Origin of the sequence: Oceanibaculum sp. (assembly GCF_022449305.1) — a bacterium.
Taxonomy (GTDB): domain Bacteria; phylum Pseudomonadota; class Alphaproteobacteria; order Oceanibaculales; family Oceanibaculaceae; genus Oceanibaculum; species Oceanibaculum indicum.
Window position 1 is genome coordinate 140,903 of the sequence record NZ_JAKUSO010000002.1, and the last position, 24,288, is coordinate 165,190.

23 protein-coding genes are annotated in these 24,288 nt (G+C 67.0%); 7 read left to right on the forward strand and 16 right to left on the reverse strand.

Going from position 1 to position 24,288, the window contains the following annotated elements; all coding sequences use genetic code 11:
• Positions 1–24 precede the first annotated feature (24 nt).
• Positions 25–570, reverse strand: coding sequence for an RNA 2',3'-cyclic phosphodiesterase (thpR, locus tag MK313_RS01120; RefSeq protein ID WP_287779674.1), 546 nt, complete (start codon positions 568–570; stop codon positions 25–27).
• A gap of 130 nt (positions 571–700) precedes the next feature.
• Here thpR and MK313_RS01125 point away from each other — a divergent pair, with 130 nt between their 5' ends.
• The 4 genes from MK313_RS01125 to MK313_RS01140 all read left to right on the forward strand — a co-directional run bounded on the left by MK313_RS01125 (position 701) and on the right by MK313_RS01140 (position 5,293).
• Entirely contained in the window at positions 701–1,897 is a 1,197-nt protein-coding gene (locus MK313_RS01125) for an ABC transporter substrate-binding protein (protein WP_287779676.1), read from the forward strand.
• Between the two features lie 13 nt (positions 1,898–1,910).
• A complete protein-coding gene (locus tag MK313_RS01130; protein ID WP_287779678.1) occupies positions 1,911–3,593 on the forward strand; it encodes an ABC transporter permease in 1,683 nt (560 codons plus the stop codon).
• Positions 3,590–4,234: an ATP-binding cassette domain-containing protein gene (locus MK313_RS01135; RefSeq protein WP_287779680.1), complete on the forward strand. Its 645-nt coding sequence runs from the start codon at positions 3,590–3,592 to the stop codon at positions 4,232–4,234. The genes MK313_RS01130 and MK313_RS01135 overlap by 4 nt, the downstream gene beginning before the upstream one ends.
• A gap of 192 nt (positions 4,235–4,426) precedes the next feature.
• On the forward strand, positions 4,427–5,293 hold the full coding sequence (locus tag MK313_RS01140; protein ID WP_287779683.1) for an OmpA family protein: 867 nt from the start codon (positions 4,427–4,429) through the stop codon (positions 5,291–5,293).
• A 447-nt stretch (positions 5,294–5,740) separates the two neighbouring features.
• Here the strand turns inward: MK313_RS01140 and MK313_RS01145 are convergent, their stop codons facing one another.
• The 4 genes from MK313_RS01145 to MK313_RS01160 all read right to left on the reverse strand — a co-directional run bounded on the left by MK313_RS01145 (position 5,741) and on the right by MK313_RS01160 (position 11,087).
• Positions 5,741–7,450, reverse strand: coding sequence for an ABC transporter ATP-binding protein (locus tag MK313_RS01145; protein WP_008945940.1), 1,710 nt, complete (start codon positions 7,448–7,450; stop codon positions 5,741–5,743).
• A 5-nt stretch (positions 7,451–7,455) separates the two neighbouring features.
• Complete coding sequence (locus MK313_RS01150) at positions 7,456–8,415, reverse strand: ABC transporter permease (RefSeq protein WP_287779685.1); 960 nt, start codon at positions 8,413–8,415, stop codon at positions 7,456–7,458.
• Entirely contained in the window at positions 8,415–9,398 is a 984-nt protein-coding gene (locus MK313_RS01155) for an ABC transporter permease (RefSeq protein WP_121220050.1), read from the reverse strand. The genes MK313_RS01150 and MK313_RS01155 overlap by 1 nt, the downstream gene beginning before the upstream one ends.
• Positions 9,399–9,500: 102 nt before the next feature.
• Positions 9,501–11,087 carry an ABC transporter substrate-binding protein gene (locus MK313_RS01160; protein WP_121220048.1) on the reverse strand — a complete coding sequence of 529 codons (1,587 nt, stop codon included), beginning with the start codon at positions 11,085–11,087 and terminating at the stop codon, positions 9,501–9,503.
• A gap of 313 nt (positions 11,088–11,400) precedes the next feature.
• On the opposite strand from MK313_RS01160, the gene MK313_RS01165 reads away from it, so the two are divergent.
• The gene (locus tag MK313_RS01165) at positions 11,401–12,429 is read left to right on the forward strand and encodes a succinylglutamate desuccinylase/aspartoacylase family protein (RefSeq protein ID WP_287779690.1); all 1,029 of its coding nucleotides are present in this window, start codon (positions 11,401–11,403) and stop codon (positions 12,427–12,429) included.
• Here MK313_RS01165 and MK313_RS01170 read toward each other — a convergent pair.
• Positions 12,426–13,097 carry a gamma-glutamylcyclotransferase gene (locus MK313_RS01170; protein ID WP_287779693.1) on the reverse strand — a complete coding sequence of 224 codons (672 nt, stop codon included), beginning with the start codon at positions 13,095–13,097 and terminating at the stop codon, positions 12,426–12,428. The two genes, MK313_RS01165 and MK313_RS01170, sit on opposite strands and share 4 nt — an antisense overlap.
• Positions 13,098–13,220: 123 nt before the next feature.
• On the opposite strand from MK313_RS01170, the gene MK313_RS01175 reads away from it, so the two are divergent.
• Positions 13,221–14,234 (forward strand): DUF2125 domain-containing protein, encoded by a 1,014-nt coding sequence (locus MK313_RS01175; RefSeq protein WP_287779696.1) that lies wholly within the window; start codon positions 13,221–13,223, stop codon positions 14,232–14,234.
• Here MK313_RS01175 and MK313_RS01180 read toward each other — a convergent pair.
• The 10 genes from MK313_RS01180 to MK313_RS01225 form a co-directional block, all read right to left on the reverse strand.
• Positions 14,231–14,797 carry a c-type cytochrome gene (locus tag MK313_RS01180; protein ID WP_287779698.1) on the reverse strand — a complete coding sequence of 189 codons (567 nt, stop codon included), beginning with the start codon at positions 14,795–14,797 and terminating at the stop codon, positions 14,231–14,233. The two genes, MK313_RS01175 and MK313_RS01180, sit on opposite strands and share 4 nt — an antisense overlap.
• A gap of 21 nt (positions 14,798–14,818) precedes the next feature.
• A complete protein-coding gene (locus MK313_RS01185; RefSeq protein ID WP_287779700.1) occupies positions 14,819–15,202 on the reverse strand; it encodes a hypothetical protein in 384 nt (127 codons plus the stop codon).
• A gap of 116 nt (positions 15,203–15,318) precedes the next feature.
• Positions 15,319–15,801, reverse strand: coding sequence for a hypothetical protein (locus tag MK313_RS01190; protein ID WP_008945932.1), 483 nt, complete (start codon positions 15,799–15,801; stop codon positions 15,319–15,321).
• 10 nt (positions 15,802–15,811) lie between these two features.
• A complete protein-coding gene (locus tag MK313_RS01195; protein WP_287779704.1) occupies positions 15,812–16,402 on the reverse strand; it encodes a F0F1 ATP synthase subunit B' in 591 nt (196 codons plus the stop codon).
• A 124-nt stretch (positions 16,403–16,526) separates the two neighbouring features.
• On the reverse strand, positions 16,527–16,751 hold the full coding sequence (locus tag MK313_RS01200; RefSeq protein WP_008945930.1) for an ATP synthase subunit C family protein: 225 nt from the start codon (positions 16,749–16,751) through the stop codon (positions 16,527–16,529).
• Positions 16,752–16,810: 59 nt separating this feature from the next.
• Entirely contained in the window at positions 16,811–17,536 is a 726-nt protein-coding gene (locus MK313_RS01205) for a F0F1 ATP synthase subunit A (protein WP_287779708.1), read from the reverse strand.
• Between the two features lie 21 nt (positions 17,537–17,557).
• Complete coding sequence (locus tag MK313_RS01210; protein WP_008945928.1) at positions 17,558–17,935, reverse strand: AtpZ/AtpI family protein; 378 nt, start codon at positions 17,933–17,935, stop codon at positions 17,558–17,560.
• A 129-nt stretch (positions 17,936–18,064) separates the two neighbouring features.
• Positions 18,065–21,607 (reverse strand): AAA family ATPase, encoded by a 3,543-nt coding sequence (locus MK313_RS01215; protein ID WP_287779714.1) that lies wholly within the window; start codon positions 21,605–21,607, stop codon positions 18,065–18,067.
• Positions 21,608–21,647: 40 nt separating this feature from the next.
• Positions 21,648–22,235, reverse strand: a complete 588-nt coding sequence (locus tag MK313_RS01220; protein WP_287779717.1) for a DsbA family protein — start codon at positions 22,233–22,235, stop codon at positions 21,648–21,650.
• A gap of 144 nt (positions 22,236–22,379) precedes the next feature.
• Positions 22,380–22,901: a DUF721 domain-containing protein gene (locus tag MK313_RS01225; protein WP_287779720.1), complete on the reverse strand. Its 522-nt coding sequence runs from the start codon at positions 22,899–22,901 to the stop codon at positions 22,380–22,382.
• 103 nt (positions 22,902–23,004) lie between these two features.
• Here MK313_RS01225 and mutY point away from each other — a divergent pair, with 103 nt between their 5' ends.
• On the forward strand, positions 23,005–24,078 hold the full coding sequence (gene mutY / locus MK313_RS01230; protein ID WP_287779722.1) for an A/G-specific adenine glycosylase: 1,074 nt from the start codon (positions 23,005–23,007) through the stop codon (positions 24,076–24,078).
• The last annotated feature ends 210 nt before the right edge of the window (positions 24,079–24,288 follow it).

Below are 24,288 nucleotides of genomic sequence, written 5' to 3' on the forward strand. Positions count from 1 at the left end.
GGATAGCCGCCTCTTGCACGCCTGTCAGCCGGATGCGGGCAGCGGATAGAACGCCTCCTCCCGGTAGGTCGGGCCGGTGGCGCCAAGGATGCTGGAATAGAGCGCGAAGCCCTGCACCGCGAAGGGCGGCGCGCGGAACGGGCCATGCTCGCGCAGGAAATCGCCGACGCGGGTGGCCGGCGGGTTCTTCAGCCGCGCCAGCGTGACATGCGGGGCGAACTTGCGCGGCTCCGGCGGCAGGCCGGTACGCACCAGCGCCGCCTCTACCCGGTCGTGCAGGTGCAACAGTTCCGGCGATTTCTCGACACCGGCCCACAGGGCGGTGGCCTTGCCCCGTGTTTCCCAATGGCCGACACCGGCCAGCGTCAGTTCGAACGGGTCGGAATCGACACCCAGCAGCGCATCGTCGATATCCTCCATCAGCCCCTCCTCCACCTCGCCGATGAAGCGCAGGGTGAGATGCAGATTGTCAGTCTCCACCCATTTCGCCCCCGGAATGCCGCCGCCCATCAGCGCCAACCGCTGGCGCAGGCCGGCCGGCAGGGACAGGGCGACGAACAGGCGGATCATGGCTTCCTCCTTCTTCCACGGTCATTCTGGGGGCATCAAAGCTGCGTGATGGGCGCGCGAGATGCCTGACAGGCCGTCCCGACTGGCTTAGTAATCACTATCCATCTTGGCAAGGGGGAGAGCCGGAAAGATGCGCATCGTGAAGATCATGCTGGCCGCGCTGGCGCTGGCAACGGGGATCGGTACCGCGAAGGCGGATGACTGGTCCGACACCCTCGCCAAGGCGCGCGGCCAGACCGTCTATTGGAACGCCTGGGCCGGCGACGAGCGCATCAACACATATATCCAGTGGGTGGGGACGCGCGTGCTGGCGGAACACGGCGTGACGCTGCGCCATGTGAAGCTGGCCGACACGGCCGAGGCGGTGTCCCGCGTACTGGCGGAAAAGACCGCTGGCCGCGCCGAGGGCGGCTCGGTCGATCTCATCTGGATCAATGGCGAGAATTTCGCCGCCATGAAGCGCGGCCAGATGCTGTTCGGCCCCTTCACGCAGAAGCTGCCCAATTTCAAGCTGGTGGATACGAAAGGCAAGCCAACAACGCTGGTCGATTTCACCATCCCGACCGACGGGCTGGAATCGCCCTGGGGCATGGCGCAGTTCGTCTTCATGATGGATACCGCGCGGGTGAAGAACCCGCCGAGGAGCATCCTCGCCCTGCTGGACTGGGCGAAGGCCAATCCCGGCCACTTCAGCTATCCCGCGCCGCCGGACTTTATCGGCTCCACCTTCCTGAAGCAGGCGCTGGTCGAGCTGACGCCGGACCGGGCAATCCTGCAGAAGCCGATGGACGAGGCCGGCTTCGCCGCCGCCACGGCACCACTCTGGACCTGGCTGGACGCGCTGCACCCGGCGCTGTGGCGTGAGGGATCGGCTTTCCCGAAGAGCGGCCCGGCGCTGCGTCAGATGCTGGACGATGGCGCGGTGGATATGGCGCTGTCCTTCCATCCGGGCGAAGCCTCCTCGCTGATCGCCGAGGGCAAGCTGCCGAAGAGCGTGCGGACCTTCGTGCTGGACGGCGGCACCATCGGCAACACGCATTTCGTCGCTATCCCGTTCAATGCCAAGGCGAAGGAAGGCGCGATGGCGGTCGCCAACTTCCTGCTGTCGCCGGAAGCGCAGGCACGCAAGCAGGACCCGGCCCATTGGGGCGACGGCACGGTGCTGGACCTCGCCGCCCTGCCCGCCGCCGACAAGGCCCGGTTCGGGGCGATCCAGCTGGGCGTCGCCACCCTGTCGCCGCAGGAGCTGGGCACCGCCCTGCCGGAACCGCATCCGAGCTGGATGACGCGCATCGAGGAGGAATGGCTGAAGCGCTACAGCCGTTAAGCCGTCCCCCCGGATGCTGCGCCTCATTCCGCCGCTGACCCTGCTGCTGTTCCTCGGCCCGATCGCCGCCGGGCTGGCCGGCACGCTGCTGCCGGCCTTTGGGCATCTGCCGGTGCTCGGCATGGACCTCTCACCGCTCGATCCCTGGCAGATGCTGGCCGGGGCGCCGGGCCTCGGCACCGCGCTGACGCTCACGCTGACCAGCGGGCTGCTGTCCGCCGCCCTGTCCTACGCGCTCGCCGTCGGGCTGTGCGCCGCCTTCCATGACCGTGCATGGTTCGCCCGGCTGCGAGTCACGCTGGCGCCGCTGCTGGCGGTGCCGCACGCCGCCCTTGCCATCGGCTTTGCCTTCCTGATCGCGCCCAGCGGCTGGATCGCGCGGCTGATCTCGCCCTGGCTGACCGGCTGGGAGACGCCGCCCGGCTTCGCCACCGTCGCAGACCCGCATGCGCTGGCGCTGACCATGGCGTTGATGCTGAAGGAGACACCCTTCCTGCTGCTGATGATCCTGGCGGCGCTCAATCAGGTGCCAAGCGACCGGCTGATGGCGGTGTCGCGCACGCTGGGCTACGGCCCGGTCACCGGCTGGCTGAAATCCGTTCTGCCGCTGGTGCAGCGGCAGATCAGGCTGCCGCTCTATGCGGTGCTGGCCTATGCGCTGTCCAATGTCGATATGGCCATTGTGCTGGCGCCCGGCACGCCGCCGCCGCTGGCGGTGCAGCTGCTGCGCTGGTTCAACGATCCAGACCTCGCCATGCGCGGCCCCGCCGCCGCCGGGGCGGTGCTGCTGTGCCTGGTGGGGGCGCTCGCCATCGGCCTCACGCGCGGCATCGAGGCGCTGGCCGGCGCGCTGGGCCGGGGCTGGATCGCCGGCGGATCGCGTGGTGGCGGCGGCGGCGGCCTGCGCCTTGCCGCCGGCGTGGGCGGCGGGGTGGCGCTGGCCCTGTCGCTGCTGTCGCTGCTGGGGCTGGGCCTGTGGACGCTGGCCGGGCGCTGGCGCTATCCCGACGCCCTGCCGCAGAGCATCGGCCTGTCGACCTGGATGCGGCAAGGCGAGGCGCTGGCCCTGCCCTTCTGGACCACGCTGTGGGCCGGCCTCGCCGCAACGCTGATCGCGCTGGCGCTGGTGCTGGCCTGCCTGGAGCATGAGCAGCGGCGCGGCCGGGCGCTCAGTCAGCGCGGGCTGTGGCTGCTCTATCTGCCGCTGCTGGTGCCGCAGGTCGGGTTCCTGTTCGGCGTGCAGGTGCTGCTGGTCGTCGCCCGTCTCGATGGCAGCGCGGCAGCACTGGTCTGGAGCCATCTGCTGTTCGTGCTGCCCTATGTCTATCTGGCGCTGGCCGACCCCTACCGCGCGCTCGATGCGCGCTACGAGCGCACGGCACGCTGCCTCGGCGCAAGTCCGGTGCGCGTGTTCTGGCGGGTGAAGCTGCCGATCCTGCTGCGACCGATCCTGATCGCCACCGCCATCGGATTTGCCGTCTCTGTCAGCCAGTATCTGCCAACCCTGTTCGCCGGGGCCGGGCGCTATGCCACGCTGACGACGGAGGCAGTCAGCCTGTCCGCCGGGGCCGACCGGCGGGTGGTCGCCGTCTTCGCCTTCGCGCAGGGCGGCCTGCCCTTCCTGGGTTTCCTGCTGGCGCTGCTGCTGCCGGCGTGGCTCTATCGCCACCGGGCGGGCCTCAGGAGAATCGGATGAGCGGCTACCGGCTGGATTTGAGAGGCGTTACCCTGCATCTGAACGGCAGCCGGCTGATCGGACCGCTCGACCTTGCCGTCGGTCCGGGCGAGATTGCCACGATCATGGGGCCGAGCGGCTCCGGCAAATCAAGTCTGCTGGCCCATCTGTGCGGCATGCTGCCGCCCGCCTTCACCGCCGAAGGGACGGTGCTGGTGGATGGCGGGGATATCCTGGCCCTGCCACCCGAACAGCGGCGCATCGGCATCCTGTTCCAGGACGACCTCTTGTTCCCGCATCTGTCGGTCGGCGAGAATCTGGCCTTCGGCCTGCCGCCATCGGTGCGTGGCCGGGCCGAACGCCGGGCGCGCATCGACCAGGCGCTGGAAGAGGCCGACCTCGCCGGGTTCGCCAGCCGCGACCCGGCCACCCTGTCGGGCGGACAGCGCGCCCGCGCGGCGCTGATGCGCACGCTGCTGTCGGACGCTTGCCTGCTGCTGCTGGACGAACCCTTCGGTAAGCTGGATGCGGCCCTGCGCGAACGCTTCCGCGCCTTCGTGTTCGATCATGCGCGGCGGCGCGGCCTTCCGGTGCTGCTGGTGACGCACGATCCGGCCGATGCCGGGGCTGCCGGCAGTGGCAAAATCATCACGCTCGACTGACCCATCAGCATCGGCTGAATTGGCTGGGAACTTTACCCCGCCCTCGCGGGTTCATAGTGTTGCAAGAGGTATCGTGATAAGCTGCATCGGAGCTTTGACGAGACAGGCGTCATGCCGCAAAGACAATGACGCGCGGAGCGGGCGATATCCCCGTGCTTTCGCGTGCGCCGCAAGACAAGAAAGGAACCCCCAATGGCCTTCCATTCATCCATGAAATTCCTGTTCGCAGGGGCCACCGCCCTGCTGGTTGCCGCCTGCGGCACCGCGAACATCGACCATGTCCGCACCGCGCAGCCGACCGGCGCGTCGCCCTTCAATGTTGCGCTGACCAACGAATATCGCGAGCTGGCGGTGTACGAAGCCGACAAGATGTATGACTGGCCCGATTCGGTGACCTGGTCGAAGAAGGGTCTTGCCGCCGCGAACAACCAGCTGGTTCTGCCCGAGCAGATCGGCGACTGGAATGTCCCCGCCGACAAGGTGGGCGAGCTGACCACCGCCCGCCAGCGCCTGGTGACCGCGCTGGACGGCAGCGCCCGCACCAAGCTGCCGGCCGATGCCGCGCGCGCGCAGGCCATGTTCGACTGCTGGGTCGAGCAGCAGGAGGAGAACTGGCAGTTCGACCATATCGCCGCCTGCCGCAAGGGCTTCATGGACGCGATGGAGAAGGTCGATGCGGGCATGAACCCGCCGAAGGCCGCTGCTCCGGCCCCGACCGGCACGCCGGCCCCGGCTGGCCCGTACACGGTCTATTTCGCCTTCGACAGCGCAAACCTGTCGGCTGAGGGCCTGCGCATCGTGCGCACCGCCGCCGACGCCGCGCGCAACGAGAAGGCGCCGATCGCCGTCGTTGGCCATGCCGACGCCGCCGGCCCGTCCGACTACAACATGCGCCTGTCGCTGCGCCGCGCCCAGGCGGTTCGTGACGCGCTGATCGCCGACGGTATTCCGGTCAGCCGGATCACCGCCAGCGGCCAGGGCGAGGGCGACCTCGCCGTGCCGACCGCCGATGGCGTGCGCGAGCAGCGCAACCGCCGCGTGGTCGTCCTGTTCCGCTAAGCGGAACAGGCACCCAACAAGAAAACGCCCGGTGCTGAGCACCGGGCGTTTTTCTTTGTGCGGTCGGCAGGGCGCGTGCGGAATAGACGGGAAACCGTAATGCCCTTCGAGAGGTTCGGACCGGGCAATCTACTTCAGACCGTCACCCCCGCATTTATTGCGGGGGTCCAGACCTCAGCTTACTGGATGCCCGCCCGTGCAGGCTGAACCCTGGATTCCCGGGACAAGCCCGGGAATGACGACCAAAGAAATGGCACCGTAAATCTCTTCCCTCTCCCCTTGCGGGAGAGGGTTGCCGAGCCTTATGAGCGAGAGCGAATTAGGCGAGGCTGGGTGAGGGGTAACCGCACAGGCTGAGCCGTCCCTCACCCGGTTCACTGACGCTCACCACCCTCTCCCGCAAGGGGAGAGGGGCGGGAGCATAGGGCCGCGTGCAGAGAACGGACATCAGACCGCGACGTCGAAATTCATCGTCGGCATCAGCTGCAGCAGCCGCTGGGTGTAGGGGTTCTGCGGTGCGGTGAACAGCGTCTCGGTCTCCGCGATCTCCATGATCTTGCCGTTCTGCATGACCGCCACGCGGTCGCACATCTGGCGGATCACCGGCAGGTCATGGCTGATGAACAGCATGGTCAGACCGAGTTCCTGCTGCAGATCCTTCAGCAGGTTCAGGATCTGTGCCTGGATCGACACGTCGAGCGCCGAGGTCGGCTCGTCGCAGATCAGGAAGCGCGGCCGGGTTGCCAGCGCGCGCGCGATGGAGATGCGCTGGCGCTGCCCGCCGGAGAATTCGTGCGGGTACTTCCAGGCCGCCGCGCGGCCCAGCTCCACATGTTCCAGCAGGTCTTCCACGATCTGGGTCACCTGCTCCTTGCTCTCCGCCAGACGGTGATGGCGGATCGGCTCGGCGATCACGTCGAACACCCGCATGCGCGGATTGAGCGAGGAATAGGGATCCTGGAAGATCATCTGGATCTGCCGGCGGAACGGGTCCAGCTCCTTGTCGGTCTTCAGCGTGCTGACCGCCGTGTCGTCGAAATAGATCGTGCCGGCGCTGGGCGTGTAGAGGCCGGCGATCATCCGCGCGACGGTGGACTTGCCGCTGCCGCTCTCGCCGACCACGCCGAAGATTTCGCCGCGCTTGATGTCGAAGGAGACGTTATCGACGGCGGTGAAGTATTTGCGCCAGGACGGGATCACCGAATAGCGGCTGGTGAACCGCATGGTGAGGTTCTCGCAGCGGACCAGCGGGCCGGTATTCTCCGAGGTCTTGGCCTGCGCCTTGCCCAGCCAGTGCGACTGGATGTCGATATGCTGGTGCTGCTTCACCTCGCCGTCGGAATAGGAGACGCGCGGGAACCGGTCCAGCTTCACGTCAGAGCGCGGCACGGCGGCCATCAGGCTCTTGGTGTAGGGATGCTCGGGGCGCCCCAGCACCTGCGCGGTCTCGCCCAGCTCCACGATCTTGCCGCGATACATCACCGCCACCCGGTCGGTGATCTCGGCGATCACGCCCATATCGTGGGTGATGATGATGACGCCGACATTACGCTCCTTGCAGAGCTTGCGGATCAGATCGAGGATCTGCGCCTGGATCGACACGTCGAGCGCCGTCGTCGGCTCGTCGGCAATCACCATCTCCGGCTCGGCGCACAGTGCCAGCGCGATGACGACGCGCTGCCGCATGCCGCCGGAGAACTGGTGCGGATACTGATCGACGCGGTTTTCCGCATCGTCGATACCGACCTCCTCCAGCATCTCGATGGCCCGCTTGCGCGCCTGATCCTCGCTCATGTCAAGATGGGTGCGGACCGTCTCGACCAGCTGCTGACCGACGGTGAACAGCGGGTTCAGGCTGGTCAGCGGGTCCTGGAAGATCATGCCGATCTTGCGGCCGCGGATCTTCTGCATCGCCTGGAACGGCTTGTTGTCGATCCGCTCGCCATGCAGCTCGACCTCGCCGCCGGTCATGCGTCCCGGTGCTTCCAGCAGGCCAATCACGGCATTGCCGATGGTCGATTTGCCGGCACCGGATTCGCCGACCACGCCGACGATCTCGCCGCCATTCACTTCAAGGTCGATGCCCTTCACCGCCTCGACCGTCCCGCGCCGCGAGGGAAACTCGATGCGCATGCCCTTGATGTTGAGAAGCGCCATCGTTCTTACCTCAGCTTCGGGTTGAGAGCATCACGCAGCCAGTCGCCGACCAGATTCACGGCCAGCACCAGGATGGCGAGCGCGGCACCGGGGAAGATAGTGATACACCACGCGCCGGAGAACAGATAGTCGCTGCCGACATTGATCAGCGTGCCCAGCGACGGTTCGGTCGGCGGTACGCCGACACCCAGGAAGGACAGGGTCGCCTCGGTCAGCACGGCACCGGCGAGGCCCAGCGTGGCGATGACCAGGATCGGCCCCATCACGTTCGGCAGCACATGGCGCAGCATGACGAAGAACGGCTTCACGCCGATCAGCCGGGCGGCCAGCACATATTCCTTGTTGCGCTCGACCAGCGTCGAGGCGCGCACGGTACGCGCGAACTGCACCCAGTTGGACAGGCCGATGGACAGCACCAGCACCAGGATCGTCAGCTCCGCATGCTGCGCCGGCGGCAGCAGGCCGCGCATGATGCCGTTGATCAGCAGCGCCACCAGGATGGTCGGGAAGGACAGCTGGATTTCCGCCACGCGCATGATGAAGGCGTCGATCAGGCCGCCCTTGTAGCCGGCGACGAGGCCCAGCGCGATGCCCAGCACCATCGACAGCACGACACTGGTGAAGCCGACCAGCAGCGACACCCGGCTGCCATAGAGGATGGTGGAGAACACGTCGCGGCCCAGATTGTCGGTGCCCAGCAGGTAGCGGGCATCGCCATCGGCCTCCCAGAAGGGTGGCAGCTCGGAGTCCAGCAGGTTCAGCGTCGCCACGTCGAACGGATCGTGCGGCGCCACCAGCGGGGCGAAGACCGAGGCCAGGATCATCACCAGCGTGACGATGCTGGCGACGATGGTCACCGGCGATTTCAGGAAACTGTGGAAGATGTCGCTGTCCAGCGCGCGCTTCACGCCATCGCCGAATCGCGCCACGGGCTTGTCGCCCTTGTTCGTCATCGCGCCGCTCATCAGTTGGCACCCTTCGCACTGTCGATGCGCAGGCGCGGATCGACCACGTAATAGAGAATATCGACGATCAGGTTAATGACCACGAAGAAGAAGGCGATCATCACCAGGTAGGCCGACATGATGGGGATATCGACGGACTGGATGCCCTGCAGGAACAGCCGCCCCATGCCCGGCCACTGGAACACCGTCTCGGTGATGATGGCGAAGGCGATCACCGTGCCCAGCTGCAAACCGATGATGGTGATCACCGGCACCAGCGTGTTCTTCAGCGCATGGCGGAACTGGACTGCCCGGTTGGCGATGCCGCGGGCGCGCGCGAACTTGATGTAGTCAGTGCGCATCACCTCCAGCATCTCGGCACGCACCAGGCGCATCACCAGCGTCATCTGGAACAGCGCCAGCGTGACCGCCGGCAGGATGACCGCCTTCCAGCCCGACAGCGTCAGGAAGCCGGTGGTCCACCAGCCGAGATCGACCACCTCGCCGCGCCCGAAGGAGGGCAGCCAGCCGAGAATGACCGAGAACAGGTAGATGAACAGGATGCCGATCAGGAAGGTCGGCAACGAGACGCCGATCAGCGACAGCGTCATGAATATCTTGGACAGCACGCCATAGCGGTGCAGGCCGGTATAGACGCCCATCGGGATGCCGACCAGCAGCGCCAGGATGATGGACAGGCCCGCCAGCTCCAGCGTTGCCGGCAGCCGCTCCGCGATCAGGTCGATGACCGGGCGTTTGTGCTGATAGGAAAAGCCGAAATCGCCGGTCGCCGCATTGGCGGCAAAACGGCCGAACTGGACGATCAGCGGATCGTTGAGGCCCAGCCGTTCGCGCAATTCCTCGCGCTCGGCCTGGGTTGCGTCTTCGCCGACCATCTGGTTGATCGGGTCGCCCACGAACTGGAACAGCGTGAAGGCGATCGCGCCGACGAAGAGCATCACGAACACGGACTGCATCAGCCGTCCGGCGATGAATTTAAGCATCTGGCGTCTTCAATCTCGAAACGAGCGGGCACATCGCTGCACCCGGAACAAAAGGGAACGGGAGTGCCCCGGTTGGGACACTCCCGCTTCAATTACCCAGTCTTACTTCACCGTCACATGACGGAAGTGGAACTGGTTGTCCGCGCGCTGCTTCAGCTCGATAGTGTCGCGCGCCGCCCAGACGACGGCCTGCTGGTGCAGCGGGATGTAGTAAGCCTGCTCCTTGACGATCTGGTAGCCCTCAAGGATCAGCTTGTCACGCTTGGCCTGGTCGGTCTCGGTCAGGATCAGCTTGGTGATCTCGTCGATCCGCGGATCGCTGAAATCGCCATAGTTGACGCGGCCCTGGCCGGTCTTCTCGTTCCAGGTGGACATCAGGTTGTAATAGACATTGTGGCTGTCGAAGCTGGACGGGGTCCAGCCCAGCAGGTAGATCGCGAAGTCCTGCTTGCCACGGTTGATGTCGGCGAAGAACTGTGCCTTCGGATAGGCCCGCATGTTCAGCTTGATGCCGACGCGCGCCAGCATGGCGGTGATCGCCTGGCATATCTGCGCATCGTTCACATAGCGGTCGTTCGGGCAGTCCATGCGGGTCTCGAAACCGTCCGGATAGCCGGCCTCGGCCAGCAGCTTCTTGGACGCCTCGGGATCGTACGGCCAGCGCGAAACCTGATCGGACAGGGCGAACAGCTTCGGCGAGATCATGATCGAGGTCGGGTCGGCCAGGCCGCGCATGATGCGCTTCTTGATCAGCTCGATATCGATCGCCTGATAGACCGCCTTGCGCACCCGCGCATCCTTGAACGGGTTCTTGTCGGTGTTGGTGCCCAGCGCCTTGTCGCGGAACTGGTCCATGCCCAGGAAGATGGTGCGCAGCTCAGGGCCGCTGATGACGCTGGTGCCCTGGTTGTTGTTGATCCTGTCGATATCCTGCAGCGGGGCCGGATACATCATGTCGATCTCGCCAGACAGCAGCGCCGCAACGCGCGTCGCCGACTGGGTGATCGGGGTCATGGTGACCTTGGTCAGGTTATGCGTCGCCTTGTCCCACCACTCGGTATTCGGCACGAACACGGTGCGCACATCGACGGTGCGCTCGGTGATCTTGAACGGGCCAGTGCCATTGGCGTGCTGGCCGGCATAGCTCTCGATGCCCTTGGTGGTGTTGGTCGGAACGGTCGCGCCATTGGCCTCGGACCATTCCTTGTCCATCATGAAGAAGCTCTCCCACTGGGAGATCAGGATGGGGTTCGGCACCTCGGTCACGAAATCAACCGTGTAATCGTCAACCTTGACGACTTCCGTCACGCCGGCAACGCGGTCGCGGACGTTGGAGTCCGGATTGTTGATGCGCTGGTAGCTGAAGATCACGTCATCGGCATTGAAGTCGTTGCCGTTGTGGAACTTCACGCCCTTGCGCAGATGGAAGCGCCAGCGCGTCGGCTCGACGATTTCCCACTTCTCGGCCAGGGCCGGCTCGATCTCCAGATCGGCGCCGCGGCGCACCAGGCCTTCATAGACATTGCCCAGCACGGAGAAGGTGAAGGTGACGTTGTGACCCATCGGATCGAGGGACGTGGTGTCGGTCTGGAACGCCCAGCGCAGCTCCTTGGCGTCAGCCGGGCCCGCCATCAGACCGGCGGACAGCACCGCGGCAAGCGCCGCAGTGGAAAGATATCGTCGTTGCATACTGAAAAAGCCTCCTTGGAACCCAAAATATAGACAACGGCAAATGATCGCCTGAATTAGAGTCAGCTGTTTTATAGGATTGCCGTTGAGACCGGGGATCAAAGCAGGGGTTACGATGTGATGTCAACACACGTCACCTATGCAATTTCGGCAAAAATTAGGACTTTCCAACAGCAGAATTTCATCGGAACGTCATAGACCGATTTCCAGCCTACCTCAGTACCTGCGCGACCCAATCTGCTTAACCAGACAGGCTGTTGGTATTACTATCCTAAATTCTTCTCCGCTCTCCCGGAGGCCGAAGGAACCCGCCATGACAAGCAGTGCCGCCCCCCGCCCCAGCCGCATTTCCACGACCGTCGATTTTTCCAGGGACGGCAAGCAGACCGGCTTCCTGCGGCTGCCGCATTCGGTGCATCGCTCCGCCTATGGCTGGCTGCCGATCCCGGTGGTCTGCATCAAGAATGGCGATGGCCCGCGCGTGCTGCTGATGTCGGGCAATCATGGCGACGAATATGAAGGCCAGGTCACGCTGTGCGACCTTGCCCGCACGCTCCAGCCCGAGGATATCAAGGGCCGCATCATCATCCTGCCGATGGCGAACTATCCGGCCGCCCATGCCGGCCTGCGCACCTCGCCCATCGACGAGGGCAACCTGAACCGTTCCTTCCCCGGCAATGCCGACGGCACGCCGACGCCGATCATCGCGCACTACATCGAATCGGTGCTGCTGGCCGATTGCGACTACATGGTCGATCTGCATTCCGGCGGTTCCTCGCTGCATTACCTGCCGACCGTGGTCGGGCGCCAGGGCCGCACGCCGGAGGAAAGCCACAAGGTCTATGACCTGATGAAAGTGTTCGGCGCGCCCATCGGCTTCATGTTCCCGCCGGGCACGGAGGATCGCACCTCGACCGCCGCTGCCGCGCGCCAGGGCGTGATCTCGATCCTGACGGAGATGGGCGGCAGCGGCACGGTGACGCCGGACATCCTGAAGATCGCCAAGCGCGGCGTCCGCCGCGTGCTGGCCCATATCGGCAGCCTGAAGAATCCGGCGAAGGAACTGTCCGAGGAGCTGCCGGTGCGCCTGACCCGCGCGCCGAGCCAGGCCTGGTTCGTCTATGCCAGCGAGGATGGGCTGTGGGAGCCGCTGGTCAATCTCGGCGACGAGGTGGTTAAGGGCCAGCCCGCCGCCCTGATCCACTTCCCGGAGACGCCGTGGAAGGAGCCGGCCGAGGTCTGCTTCGAGGAATCCGGCGTGGTGGTGTGCAAGCGCATCCCCGGCCGCACCGAGCGCGGCGACTGCCTGTTCCACCTCGGCAGCGATTTCAGCATCGACTAGAAGTGATCGGGATCTGGGCGGGCCGGCGGCAGCACAGGCGCCGCCACCTGCCCCGCATCCAGCGCCGCGACCAGCCGCCCCACCGCCAACAGCGAGCGGTCGCGCAACCCCATCGCGCGCAACCGCTCCAGCGTGTTCAGGAAATACTCCCGGCAGGCCCCGCGCCCGCCAATGGCGCTGGCCACGATGGAGGCCACCTGCAGCCGGTCGAGATGGCCGGCATAGTGCGGGTTGCCTGGGTTGGCGACGAAGCACAACGCCTGGATGCCGGTGCCGCCCGCCAGCAGCCGCCGCGGCCCGGCGCGATAGACGCCATTGCCCATCTCCCGATGCCACAGATAGGTCGAGATATCGGCAAGGTCCGACGCAGCCACCCGGTAGGCGATGCCGTTGCACGCCCCGCCCCGGTCCAGCCCCAGCCCCAGCCCCGGCTTTTCCGGCGTCCCGCGCTGGCGGTAGGCATAGACGCAGCAGCGCCGGTGAGAGCCCTGCCGCCGTGCCGGCCCCGCCGCGCTATGGGGGAAACCCGGGTCCCACATCAGCGAGCCATAGCCGAACACCCAGGCATCGCCTTGACCCGCCCCCCGATAGTCGAACAGGCGGTGTGCCCGGCCCTCGGGGTCGGCGGAGCGGAACAGCGGAGAGTGAAGGAAATCATCGTTGCGCATGCTGTGCGCCACTATATGGAATGCAACAGCCTGCCGGAATAGCCTGTCCGGCATGCCAGCCACCGCCCTTGGGCCCATCTGCCACCAGTCCCGCCACCAACCCGCCACGAACCCGGATGATCCATGCCCAGCCGTTCCTTCCTCATCGCCGCCTTTCTCGTCATCCTGGGCACCGCCTATGCCGCCTACTGGCACCTGATGGCCTACCGGCTGGAGCAGGGCATCGAGCGCTGGGCCGAGCAGCAGCGGGCGCAGGGGGTGGAGGCCGGCTGGCGCGAGCTGACATTTGATGGTTTCCCGCTGCAGTTCCGCGCCCGCCTCAGCGCCCCGCGCCTGATCCAGGAACGCGGCGGCAATGCCTGGTCCTGGCAGGCCGAAAGCCTGACGCTGGAGGCGCTGCCCTGGCAACTGCATAAGATTGCCTTCACCAGCGACGGCAAGCAGGCGGCCCTGCTGAACGGGCGCGAACTTGCCTTCGACCGGGCGGAGGGAACACTCAGTCTGGACGGTTCCGGACGCATCGCCGAAGCGGATGCCACCCTGTCCCGGCTGGCACTGGCGCCGGGAGCTGGCCTGCAGGGCGCGACGGCGGAAACGCTGCGCCTTGCCGCCCGGCTGCCGGAGGAAGCGCCGCGCGGCCACACCGACCCCGGCCTGTTCGTCGAGGCTGACCTCAGCGGGCTAGCCATCGCCAGCCGCCAGGCGCTGCCGGTCGAAGGGCCGGCCGACCTGTCCTTCCGGGCCACACTCATGGGTGCGCTGCCCACCCCGCCGGACAGGACGCGGCTTGCCGCCTGGCGGGACGCAGGAGGCACGCTGGAAATCGAAAGCCTGTCGCTCGACTGGGCGCCGCTCAGCCTCGATGCCTCCGGCACGCTGGCGCTGGACCCGGCCTTGCAGCCGGTCGGCGCGTTGAGCGCCACCCTGTCCGGCCATGGGCCGCTGTTGCAGAGGCTGGTCGCTATGGGCTGGGTCCGGCCGCAGGATGCCAGCATTGCCGCTGTCGCCTTCGGCCTGCTGGAAAAGCCGGGCAGCGATGGCCGGCCGACACTGAACGCCCCGGTGACCGTGCAGGATGGCTTCCTCTATATCGGGCCGGCACGCCTCGCGCCGGTGCCGCGCATCGCCTGGCGCTAGCGATTCAGATCCCGGCGCTCTTCGCGCACCGCATCGGGCCACTGCTTCTGCACATAGGCGATGACGGCCCAGATCTCGGCATCGTCCAGCCGGTGCTCATAGCCCGGCATATCGTTGCGGTAACCGCGCGGCGAGTAGGGCTGGCCGCCATACTTCACAATCTCGAACAGCGCCTGGTCGCTGCGCAGCGGGGACGGCCCGTCGGCATCCAGCGGGGTCGGCGGCCTGCCGCCCTGCGGGAAGGTCTGCTGCCAGCCCGGCTTACCTTCCAGCGCATCGCCATGGCAATAGGCGCAATGGCCGAAATAGACCGCCCGCCCCAGCTGCACCTGAGCGGCGTTGTCGGGGTCAGCGGTATCGGCGCGCTTCACCGATTCGCGGTCCCAGAACACCGCGCCGATGGTCGCGATGGCGGCGATGATGCTGGCGGTTAGCAGGAACTTGCCGCTGCGGCTGATGCGCGGCAGGCCGGGCATGCCCTCCTCGGCATCCTCGTCCACCCGCTTCACGCCGCGTTTGGCGTCCAGGCGCTGCTGCCGCCGCTTGTAGGGATCGATGCCCATGCCTGTTCCTGCGCGTTCGCCTCAGCGCCGTTTCGCGGCGTCGATCAGCACATCTAGTATAATCCCGGTCGCGGCGGCGATCAGCACCACATCATTATCCACGATCACCCGTTCCGTACCCGGCCGCGCAGCCGGCAATCGGCGCAGCAGGTCCGAGGGCAGCGCCTGCTTCGCGATACCGGGCGGAAGCTTGCCCTGCTTCGCCAGCCCGGGCGGCAGGCCACCTTTTTTTGCCAGTCCCGGCGGCACGCCTTTCCCGCCTGTGGGATGGCCGAAATATTCCAGGATCATCCGGCGCTCGACCTCGCTGAAAACGGTATCGGCGACGCTTTGGGCGCGCGACGGTCCACCCAGCGCAGCCGCGCCAATCAAAAGGGCCATCAGCCCGATCAGGACACGTTTCATCTCTTTCCTCCCAACCGCGATGCAGTATAGCGCCCCATGATCTTGGGGCCACGGTCATAAGAAAACCCCCGGCGCGGGCCGGGGGTTCCCAAACTCTGGTCTGACGGCAGCTCCGCTTAGTGCAGCTTGCCGGGCAGCTCGTCGATGGCGTTGTCGATCAGCGCGTTGGAGGCCTTGGCATCCAGCTTCTCGTCCAGCAGGCGTCGGGTCGCCGCGATGGCGACATCAACCGCCTTCTCGCGGACTTCCTGCAGCGCCTTGGCTTCGGCCTGGGCGATCTTCTCCAGCGCCTGCGCCTCACGCCGCTTCAGCAGCGCTTCGAGGTCAGCCTCGGCCTGCTGCTGCTGGCGCTTCGATTCCTCGCGGGCATGCGCCACGATCTCCTCGGCCTCCTGCAACGCGTCACGCTGCTTGCGCTTGTAGGAGGCGAGCAGCGCCTGGGCGTCCTCGCGCAGCTGCTGCGCTTCCTCGATCTGCTGGCGGATACGCTCCGCCCGGCCATCGAGGGCGCCGCCGATCTGCCGCATCGCCGGCTTGTAGGCCAGCGCGACGAAGATCACGAAGGAGACGGCAACCCAGAAATTGGTGTCCTGCAGCATGACCGCCCCCTTAGCCTGCGTCTTTCATGGCGGCCGTGACGGCCTTGGCGGCATCGTCCTCGCCGACATCGCCACCGATCAGCCGGGCCGCCGCATCGCGCGCCACATCCGTGGCGACCTGGCGGATATTGTCCAGCGCTTCGGTCTTCGCGGCCTGAACACGGCTTTCCGCCTTTTCAAGCTGCTTGGCCAGCTTCTGCGACATGTCCTGCTGACGCTTGGCGGCTTCCGCATTGGCCTTCTCGGCGGCCTCGGCGAACAGCGCCTGCGCGCTGGCGCGGGCATCGGCCAGCGCCTTCTCGTATTCGGCCAGCACGGTTTCCGCCTCTTCCTTCAGACGCTGGGTTTTCTCCAGGTCGTCGGTGATGCGGCGCTCGCGCTCTTCCAGGACGTCACGCACACGCGGCAGCGCCACGCGCGACATCAGCAGATAGAGCACGATGAAGGTCACCGCGAGCCAGAAAATCTGGGTCGCGAAAGTGCTGGGATCGAGCTGCGGCAAGCCCGCACCGCCGCCTTCCGCGGCCAGGGCCGAAGCACTGGACACGGCGAGACCGGCACTACCGGCGCCAACAGCCATGAGGGATCGGAGGCTTGTCATCGCAATCCTGCCTTTGGCAATCCTGCCTGGTTCCTCTGGTACGGACAGCGGCAGCCGGAGCCGCCGCTTCCGTGGACCCGGCCGGGAGGGCGAACCGCCCCGGCCGGAAACCGGACCCGAAGGATCAGGCGAACAGGATGAGGAAGGCGATCAGCAGCGCGAACAGCGCAATCGCTTCCGTCAGCGCGAAGCCCAGAATGCCGATCGGAAACACTTCCGAGCGGGCAGCCGGGTTACGGGCGATCGAGGCGATCAGGGTCGAGAAGATATTGCCGATACCGACGCCGACACCCATCAGGGCGATCACGGCCAGGCCAGCACCGATCATCTTGGCGGCTTCGAGTTCCATCGTTTCGGTCCTCTAGGTTAGGTGGAACAAGATTACTATTAGCGACGCTGGATCAGCGGCTAATGCAGGTGGATCGCATCGCGCAGATACAGGCACGTCAGGATCGTGAAGACGTAGGCCTGCAGCACGGCGACCAGAATTTCGAAGGCAGTCAGCGCCACATTGATCGCGAGCGGCGCCACGCCGAACACGCCCAGCGCGATGGTGAACATGGCGAACACCTTCATCATGGTGTGGCCGGCCATCATGTTGGCGAACAGGCGGATCGACAGGCTGACCGGGCGCGCCAGGTAGGACAGCACCTCAATCGGGATCAGGATCGGCGCCATGTAGATCGGCGCGCCTTCCGGGAAGAAGAAGCTGAAGAAATGCAGCTTGTGACGCACCAGGCCGATCAGGGTCACGATCACGAACACGGCGAAGGCCAGCGCGAAGGTGACGATGATGTGGCTGGTGAAGGTGAAGCTGTAGGGGATCATGCCCAGCAGGTTGCCGAGCAGGATGAACATGAAGATCGAGAACACGAAGGGGAAGTACTTGCGCCCCTCCGACCCCACGCTGTCGCGGATCATCCCGGCGATGAATTCATAGGACAGCTCAGCCATCGACTGCAGGCGCGTCGGCACCATGCCGCGGCCGCGGACGGCGAGCGTCAGGAACCCGGTCACCAGGACGACGGCAATGGTCATCACCAGCGAGGACTGGGTGTAGGAAAGATCGAGACCGCCAACCTCAATGGGAAGCAGCGGCTTGATCTGAAACTGTTCGAGAGGACTGCTGGCCAAGGCTTGCCCCGTTCCGTGCGGTTAAGCGTCGAGGTCGGTTCCGTCTTCGTCCCGGGCCTTTGCCGTTGGCTTCCTGTAGCCCGGCGCCAGCCCGATCCCCATGATGGCGCGGTAGACGTTCATCACGCCGGCCCCCGCCCCCAGAAAGAAAAACACCACCATCAGCCATGGCTTCGTGTCCAGCCACGCATCGAGCAACCAGCCAATGCCGAGCCCGACAGCGAGTGCGGAGACCATCTCAACCCCGATCCGCAAACCCGTCCCGAAAGACGAGTTCAGCGACCCGGCGCCCCCCGACCGTTCCTTCTTTCCGCCCTGCGTGCCCCGCGCCTGGTTCAGGCGTTCGGCGATGTCCCGCAGGGACGTTTTTTCCGGCTCACGATCAGTCAAGATGAACACACGAACCCAAGGCTTCCGGCGATAGCGCCGTCAGCGCGACGCGGACCATAAGGACTGCCCCCCACCCTGTCAAGGCAGGAATCGGGCAGCCCCGGAGGCGCGGAATTCCGCCTCTTTCCGGCAGCGCGATCAGGCAATGGCCCGCAGCTTTTCCGCGCCGCTGAGATCGACCGAGACCAGCTGGCTGATGCCACGTTCCGCCATGGTGACGCCGAACAGCCGGTCCATCCGCGTCATGGTCAGGCGGTGATGGGTGACGACCAGGAACCGGGTGCCGGTTTCCGCCGCGATATGGTCCAGCAGCTGGCAGAACCGGTCCACATTGCTGTCGTCCAGCGGGGCGTCAACCTCGTCCAGCACGCAGATCGGCGACGGGTTGGTCAGGAACACGGCGAAGATCAGTGCCAGCGCGGTCAGCGCCTGCTCGCCGCCGGACAGCAGCGACAGCGCCTGCAGCTTCTTGCCCGGCGGGCTGGCCATGATCTGCAGGCCGGCCTCCAGCGGATCGTCGGATTCCACCAGCTCCAGATAGGCGCGGCCACCGCCGAACAGCCGTACGAACAGCTCCTCGAAATAGGCATTCACCTTGCCGAAGGAGGCGAGCAGCCGTTCCCGCCCCTCGCGGTTCAGCGCGCCGATGGCCTGGCGCAGCTTGGCGATGGCCTGGATCAGGTCGGTACGCTCCTGCTGCAGCGTCTCGACCTGGGTCTCGACCTCGCCGGCCTCCTGCTCGGCGCGCAGATTGACCGGTCCCATGCCGTCGCGCTCGCGGCTCAGCCTTTCAAGCCGCTGCTCCACCTCCGCCTCGTCCGGCAGTTCTTCCGCAGGGTCGATGCCGCCTGCCGCCAGCGCCTGATCAGGCCGGCAGTCCAGCCGTTCATTCACCCGGTCGATCAGCACCTGCCGCGCCTGGCTGGCCTGCTCGACCGCCGCCTCGGCACGCACCCGGTCCTCGCGCGCCTCGCCCAGGCTGGCCTCCAGCGCGCGCAGCAGGCGCTGCGTCTCGGAGGATGCCGATTCCGCCTCGGCCAGCGCCACTGCCGCCGCCTTGCGCCGCCGGTCGGCATCGGCAATGCCGGCGACCAGAATGGCGCGCTGTTCGGCGATCTCCGCCGGCCGCTTCTCATAGCCGGCGATGGCGCTGCGTTCCTCCGCCTGGCGTGCCTCGATCTCGGCTATGCGCTGCGCCGCGCCCTTCGCCCGCCCGTCCCAGGACCGGCGTTCGTCGGCGATGGCGGCCAGCCGCTGGCGCCGCGAGTCCGCCTCGCGCTTCAGCGCGTCATGGCGGCTACGCGCCTCGACCACCGCCGTGCGTTTCTCGGCCAGCAGGGCGCGTCCTGCATCGGCCTGCTGCCGGCGTTCGGCCAGATCGCCGATCTCCGCCAGTGCGGCTTCGGCAGCCACGCGCTGCTCCCCGGCCTCCGCCTTCTCCGCTGCCAGCCGCTCCAGCGAGGCGGCAAGGGCGGCCTGCCGCGATTCCAGCGCTGACCGCTTCTGCGCCAGACGGGATTCCTGCTCGCGCAGCCCGTTCAGCCGGGTGAAGGCCTCGCGCTCAGCGCTGCGGGCCTGCGCCTCGGCCTGCCGGGCAGCGGCCTCGCCCTGCCGCGCCTGCTGCACGTCCGCCTCAGCCGCGCGCACCGCCTGTTCCGTCGCCCCATGCGCCTCGGCCAACCGCGCCAGTTCGGCTTCCGCTTTGGCCAGATCGGCTTCCAGCGCCACCAGCCGGTTCTTCTGGCGCAGCCGGGCCGCGGCGGCGCTCGGCGCCCCGGCAGCGACGGTGAACCCGTCCCAGCGCCACAGCCCACCCGCGCGGTCCACCAGCCGCTGCCCCGGTTTCAGTGCGTCGCGCAGGGTGAGTGCCGCCGCCTCGTCCGCAACCACACCGATCTGCGACAGCCGCCGCGCCAGCGCCGCAGGGGCGGTGACGAAACCAGACAGCGGCTCCGCCCCCGCCGGCAGAGCCGGCGCGGCATCCAGCGGCGGCAGTTCCTCCCAGCGGCGCTGCCCGGCCCCGCCAAGCGACGCATCCAGATCCTCGCCCAGCGCGGCACCCAGCGCCGCCTCATAGCCCGGCTGCGCCGACAGCTTTGCCAGCACCGGAGCCTTCTCGTCCTGCCGGTCGGTGAGGGCGGCCTGCAAACCAGCCACTTCCGCCCGCAGCTTGCCCGCCGCCTGTTCCGCCTGCTGGCGCGCGGTACGCGCGGTGCGCTCCGCCTGCTGAATCTCGGCGACGGCAGCCTGCCGCTTCGCGGTTTCGCCCTGCGCCGCCGCGACACCGGATTCGGCCTCACCGGCGGCTATGCGGGCCGCCTCAAGCGCTGCTTCGGCGGCAGCGAAGGACTCGGCCAGCCGGGCCGCCTCCCCCGCCAGGTCGCTTTCCGCCTCCAGCCGGCGGCGCTGCTCGGCGATCTCCGCCTCCTGCCGCTCCAGCCGGGAAAGCCGCTCCTGCAGGGCGGCGATCTGGCGCTGCTGCTGGGTGCGTCGTGCCTCGTCGGCGGCGATGGCCTGGGTCAGCACGTTCAGCGCGGCCTCCGCCTCCTCGGCATCGGCGAAGGCTGCGTCCAGCGCGCGCTGTGCGCCATCCAGCGCATCGGCCTCGCCGGCGCGCGCCGCCTCCAGCGCCTCCGCCTCCGCCGCCAGCCGGTCCAGCGCGGCGCGGGCATCGCCGGCCAGCGCGGCCTCGCGCCCGGCATCGCTGTCGAGCTGGCGCAGCCGCTGTTCGGCCAGCGCCTTGGCGTCGGCGATCCGGCGCTCTTCCGCGTCCAGCTCGGTCTTCTTGATCGTCAGATGCTGGAACTGCGCCCCGGCCTCGGCCTCCGCCTGCCGCAGGCCGGGCAGCTTCTCCTGCGCCTCCGATGCGAGGCGGGAGGCTTCCGAGACCTCGCCAGTCAGCTTGGCGACCGTACGTTCGGCTTCGCGCAGCCGGGCCAGCACCGTCTCGCGTTCCGCCAGCGCCTGCTGCCAGCGCAGATGCAACAGGATCGCCTCGGCGCGGCGGATATGGTCGGAGAGGTTGCGGTAGCGGCCAGCCTGGCGCGACTGCCGCTTCAGCGCCTGCAGCTGGCTGTCCATCGTCTTCAGCACATCTTCCAGCCGGGCGAGGTTGCCCTCCGCCGCGCGCAGCCGCAGCTCCGCCTCGTGACGCCTTGAATGCAGGCCGATGATGCCGGCCGCTTCTTCCAGCAGCATGCGGCGGTCAGCCGGCTTGGCGTTGATGATGGCGCCGACCTTGCCCTGGCTGACGAGGCCGGGGGAGCGTGCACCGGTCGAGGCGTCAGCAAACAGCAGCTGCACGTCGCGGGCGCGCACCTCCTTGCCGTTCAGCCGGTAGGCCGAGCCCTTGTCGCGCTCGATGCGGCGACTGATCTCGATTTCCAGATGGTCGTTGAAACCGACCGGGGCGCGGCGCTGGCTGTTGTCGAGATGAACCGAAACCTCGGCAATGTTGCGCGGCGAGCGGCTGGAAGTGCCGCCGAAGATGACGTCGTTCATCTCCCCACCGCGCATCTGCCGGGCGGAGGTTTCCCCCATTACCCAGCGCAGCGCCTCGACAAGGTTGGACTTGCCGCAGCCATTGGGACCAACGATTCCGGTGAGGCCCGGCTCGATCAGCAGTTCGGTCGGATCGACGAAGGATTTAAATCCCGTAAGGCGGATTTTCCTGAACTGCACCGATGCCCCATTCCCCGGATGATATCGCCGGCTGCTCCCGTCAGGAGCCGCCGACCAGCGGTTTCAGCACCTTCTCGAACTCGGCGAAGGGCTGCGCCCCGCTGATGACCGCCTTCTGCTCGCCATTCACCCGGACGATGAAGGTCGGCGTGGACTGGATGTTGTAAGCGTTCTGACCGTCCAGCCGGATCTGCAGCACGCCATCGGCCAGCTTCTCGTCGGCCATGCAGGCCTCGAAGCGTTCCTTGCTCATGCCGCCCAGCCGGGCGATCTGCCCCAGCGCGCCAATCGGATCAGCGGCGCGGCTCCAGGCGTTCTGGTTGTGGAACAGCGTCTCCAGATAGGCGAAATACCGGTCCTCCGGCGCGCAGCGCGCCAGCATGGAGGCGCGCAGCGCCAGCCCGTCCAGCGGGAAGTCGCGGTAGGTCAGCTTCACCTTGCCGGTGTCGATGAAAGCCTTTTTCACCTCGCCCAGGATTTCCCGGTGGAACTGCGCGCAGTGCGGGCAGGTCAGCGAGGAGAATTCGAGAATCTCCACGCTCGCCTCCGGATTGCCGAGGACACGGTCCTTCAGCATGGTCTCCAGCGATTGCTGGGCACTCGCCGCCACGCTCCAGGTCAGCAGCACGGCGCCCACTACAATTTGTGCAATTCGCTTCAAAATCGCCTCCGACACGCAAGATGTTGAGTTGAGAATACCGGCCACCACCAGCCGGTGCAAGATTCGAATCCGCCCCGCCAATATGGCGAATTTGCGGGTGCCTTTCCGGGGCTAACGCCGGTCCGGGCCCGGTTTCGCCAGCACCGCCTGGCCGAGCCTGTCCAGCGCCTGGCGCAGCCCGTCATCGGCGATGCCCGAAATATCCTGGTCCAGCTGCTGGCGGGTCGGCGCTGCCAGCGGCGGAATCTGCGGCAGCCGGGGCTTTTCCTCGCGCAGCAGCTCGCCCTGATGCAGCGCCAGCCGGGCCACCGCCGGATAGCCCAGATAGCGGTTCACCCGTTCCACGATCTGCGCCGCGCTGTACTGGATTTCCAGCGCGAAAGGCGCATCCACCGTCAGATGCAGCGTCGCCGCCCCGGCATTGGCCCCGCGCCCGCGCGCCAGCTTGCGCGGCTGGCAGCGCTCCGCGATCTCCGTCCCGACGATGGCGGGCCAGTCCAGCATGACCGAGGCCTCGACCGCCGCCTTGCCGCCCAGCAGCTTCTTGGCGAGGCCGCGCACCGGGGCCGCCACCGAGGACAGGCGCCGGTGCCGCACCGCCGCTGGTGGTGCGCTCTCCCCTGGCGCACTCACTCCGGGCTCAGGCTGGGTTTTGCGTTTCGTCATGTGACTGGCATATGGGAAGCAGGCGCCTATAGTCTAGCCGCAAACCGCCGCCCGACCCGAACCGAATTGCATGGCCGCCCCTCCCATCGCCCCGCAAGAGCTGAACCGCCTGCTGCTGGACTGGTATGACCGGCACCGCCGCCGCCTGCCCTGGCGGGCGGAACCGGGGGAGCGCGCCGACCCCTACCATGTCTGGCTCAGCGAGATCATGCTGCAACAGACCACCGTAGCAACGGTCGGCCCCTATTTCCGGCGGTTCCTGGAGCTGTGGCCGACGGTGGAGGACCTGGCCGCCGCCGATCTGGATGCGGTCCTGCATGCCTGGCAGGGGCTGGGCTATTACGCCCGCGCCCGCAATCTGCACAAATGCGCGCAGGCGGTCGCCGGACGCCATGGCGGGGTCTTCCCCGACACCGAGGCGGAATTGCTGACGCTGCCCGGCATCGGCGCCTATACAGCCGCCGCCATTGCCGCCATAGCCTTCGACCGCAAGGCCACCCCGGCGGACGGCAATTTCGAGCGTGTCTTCGCCCGGCTGCACGCGGTGGAAACACCGCTGCCCGACGCCAAGCCGATCCTGCGCGGCCTCGCCGCCGCACTGACCCCGGACCGGCGGCCCGGCGATCATGCGCAGGCGGTGATGGATTTGGGCGCCACCATCTGCACCCCGCGCAGCCCGAAATGCATGGCCTGCCCCTGGCACGAACCCTGCGACGCCCGGCAACTGGGCATCGCCGCCGACCTGCCGCGCAAGAGCCCGAAGAAACAGAAGCCGACCCGGCGCGGCATCGCCTTCTGGGCGGTGACGCCCGGCGGGTCTGTGCTGCTGCGCCGCCGACCCGAAAGCGGGCTGCTGGGCGGCATGATGGAGGTACCCTCCACGGACTGGACCGAAGCCGATATCGCGCTGGCTGAAGCGGACGCGCCGGTAAAGGGCGAATGGCGGCTGCTGCCTGGGCTGGTGCGCCATACCTTCACCCATTTCCATCTGGAACTGGCGGTGGCCGCCGCCTCTGTCGCAGAGCAGAAGGTCACCGACGGCGCCTGGGTGCCGCTCGACCGGCTGGGCGAGCACGCGCTGCCGACCGTGATGAAGAAGGTGGTGACCCACGCGCTGGCACAGGCGGGCAAACAAAAGCGCTAAGCGCAGTACCGGACAAGTACGCACGAAACTAATACGCACGAACCGCCCTACATCCTCCATACGTCACCCCCGCACTTGTTGCGGGGGGCCAGGCCTCCGCTAGCTGGATGACTGCCTGAGCAAACTGAACCCTGGATTCCCGGGACAAGCCCGGGAATGACGGTCTGAGTAAATGGCATCATCCGTCACCACATACGATCTGGTCCGGGC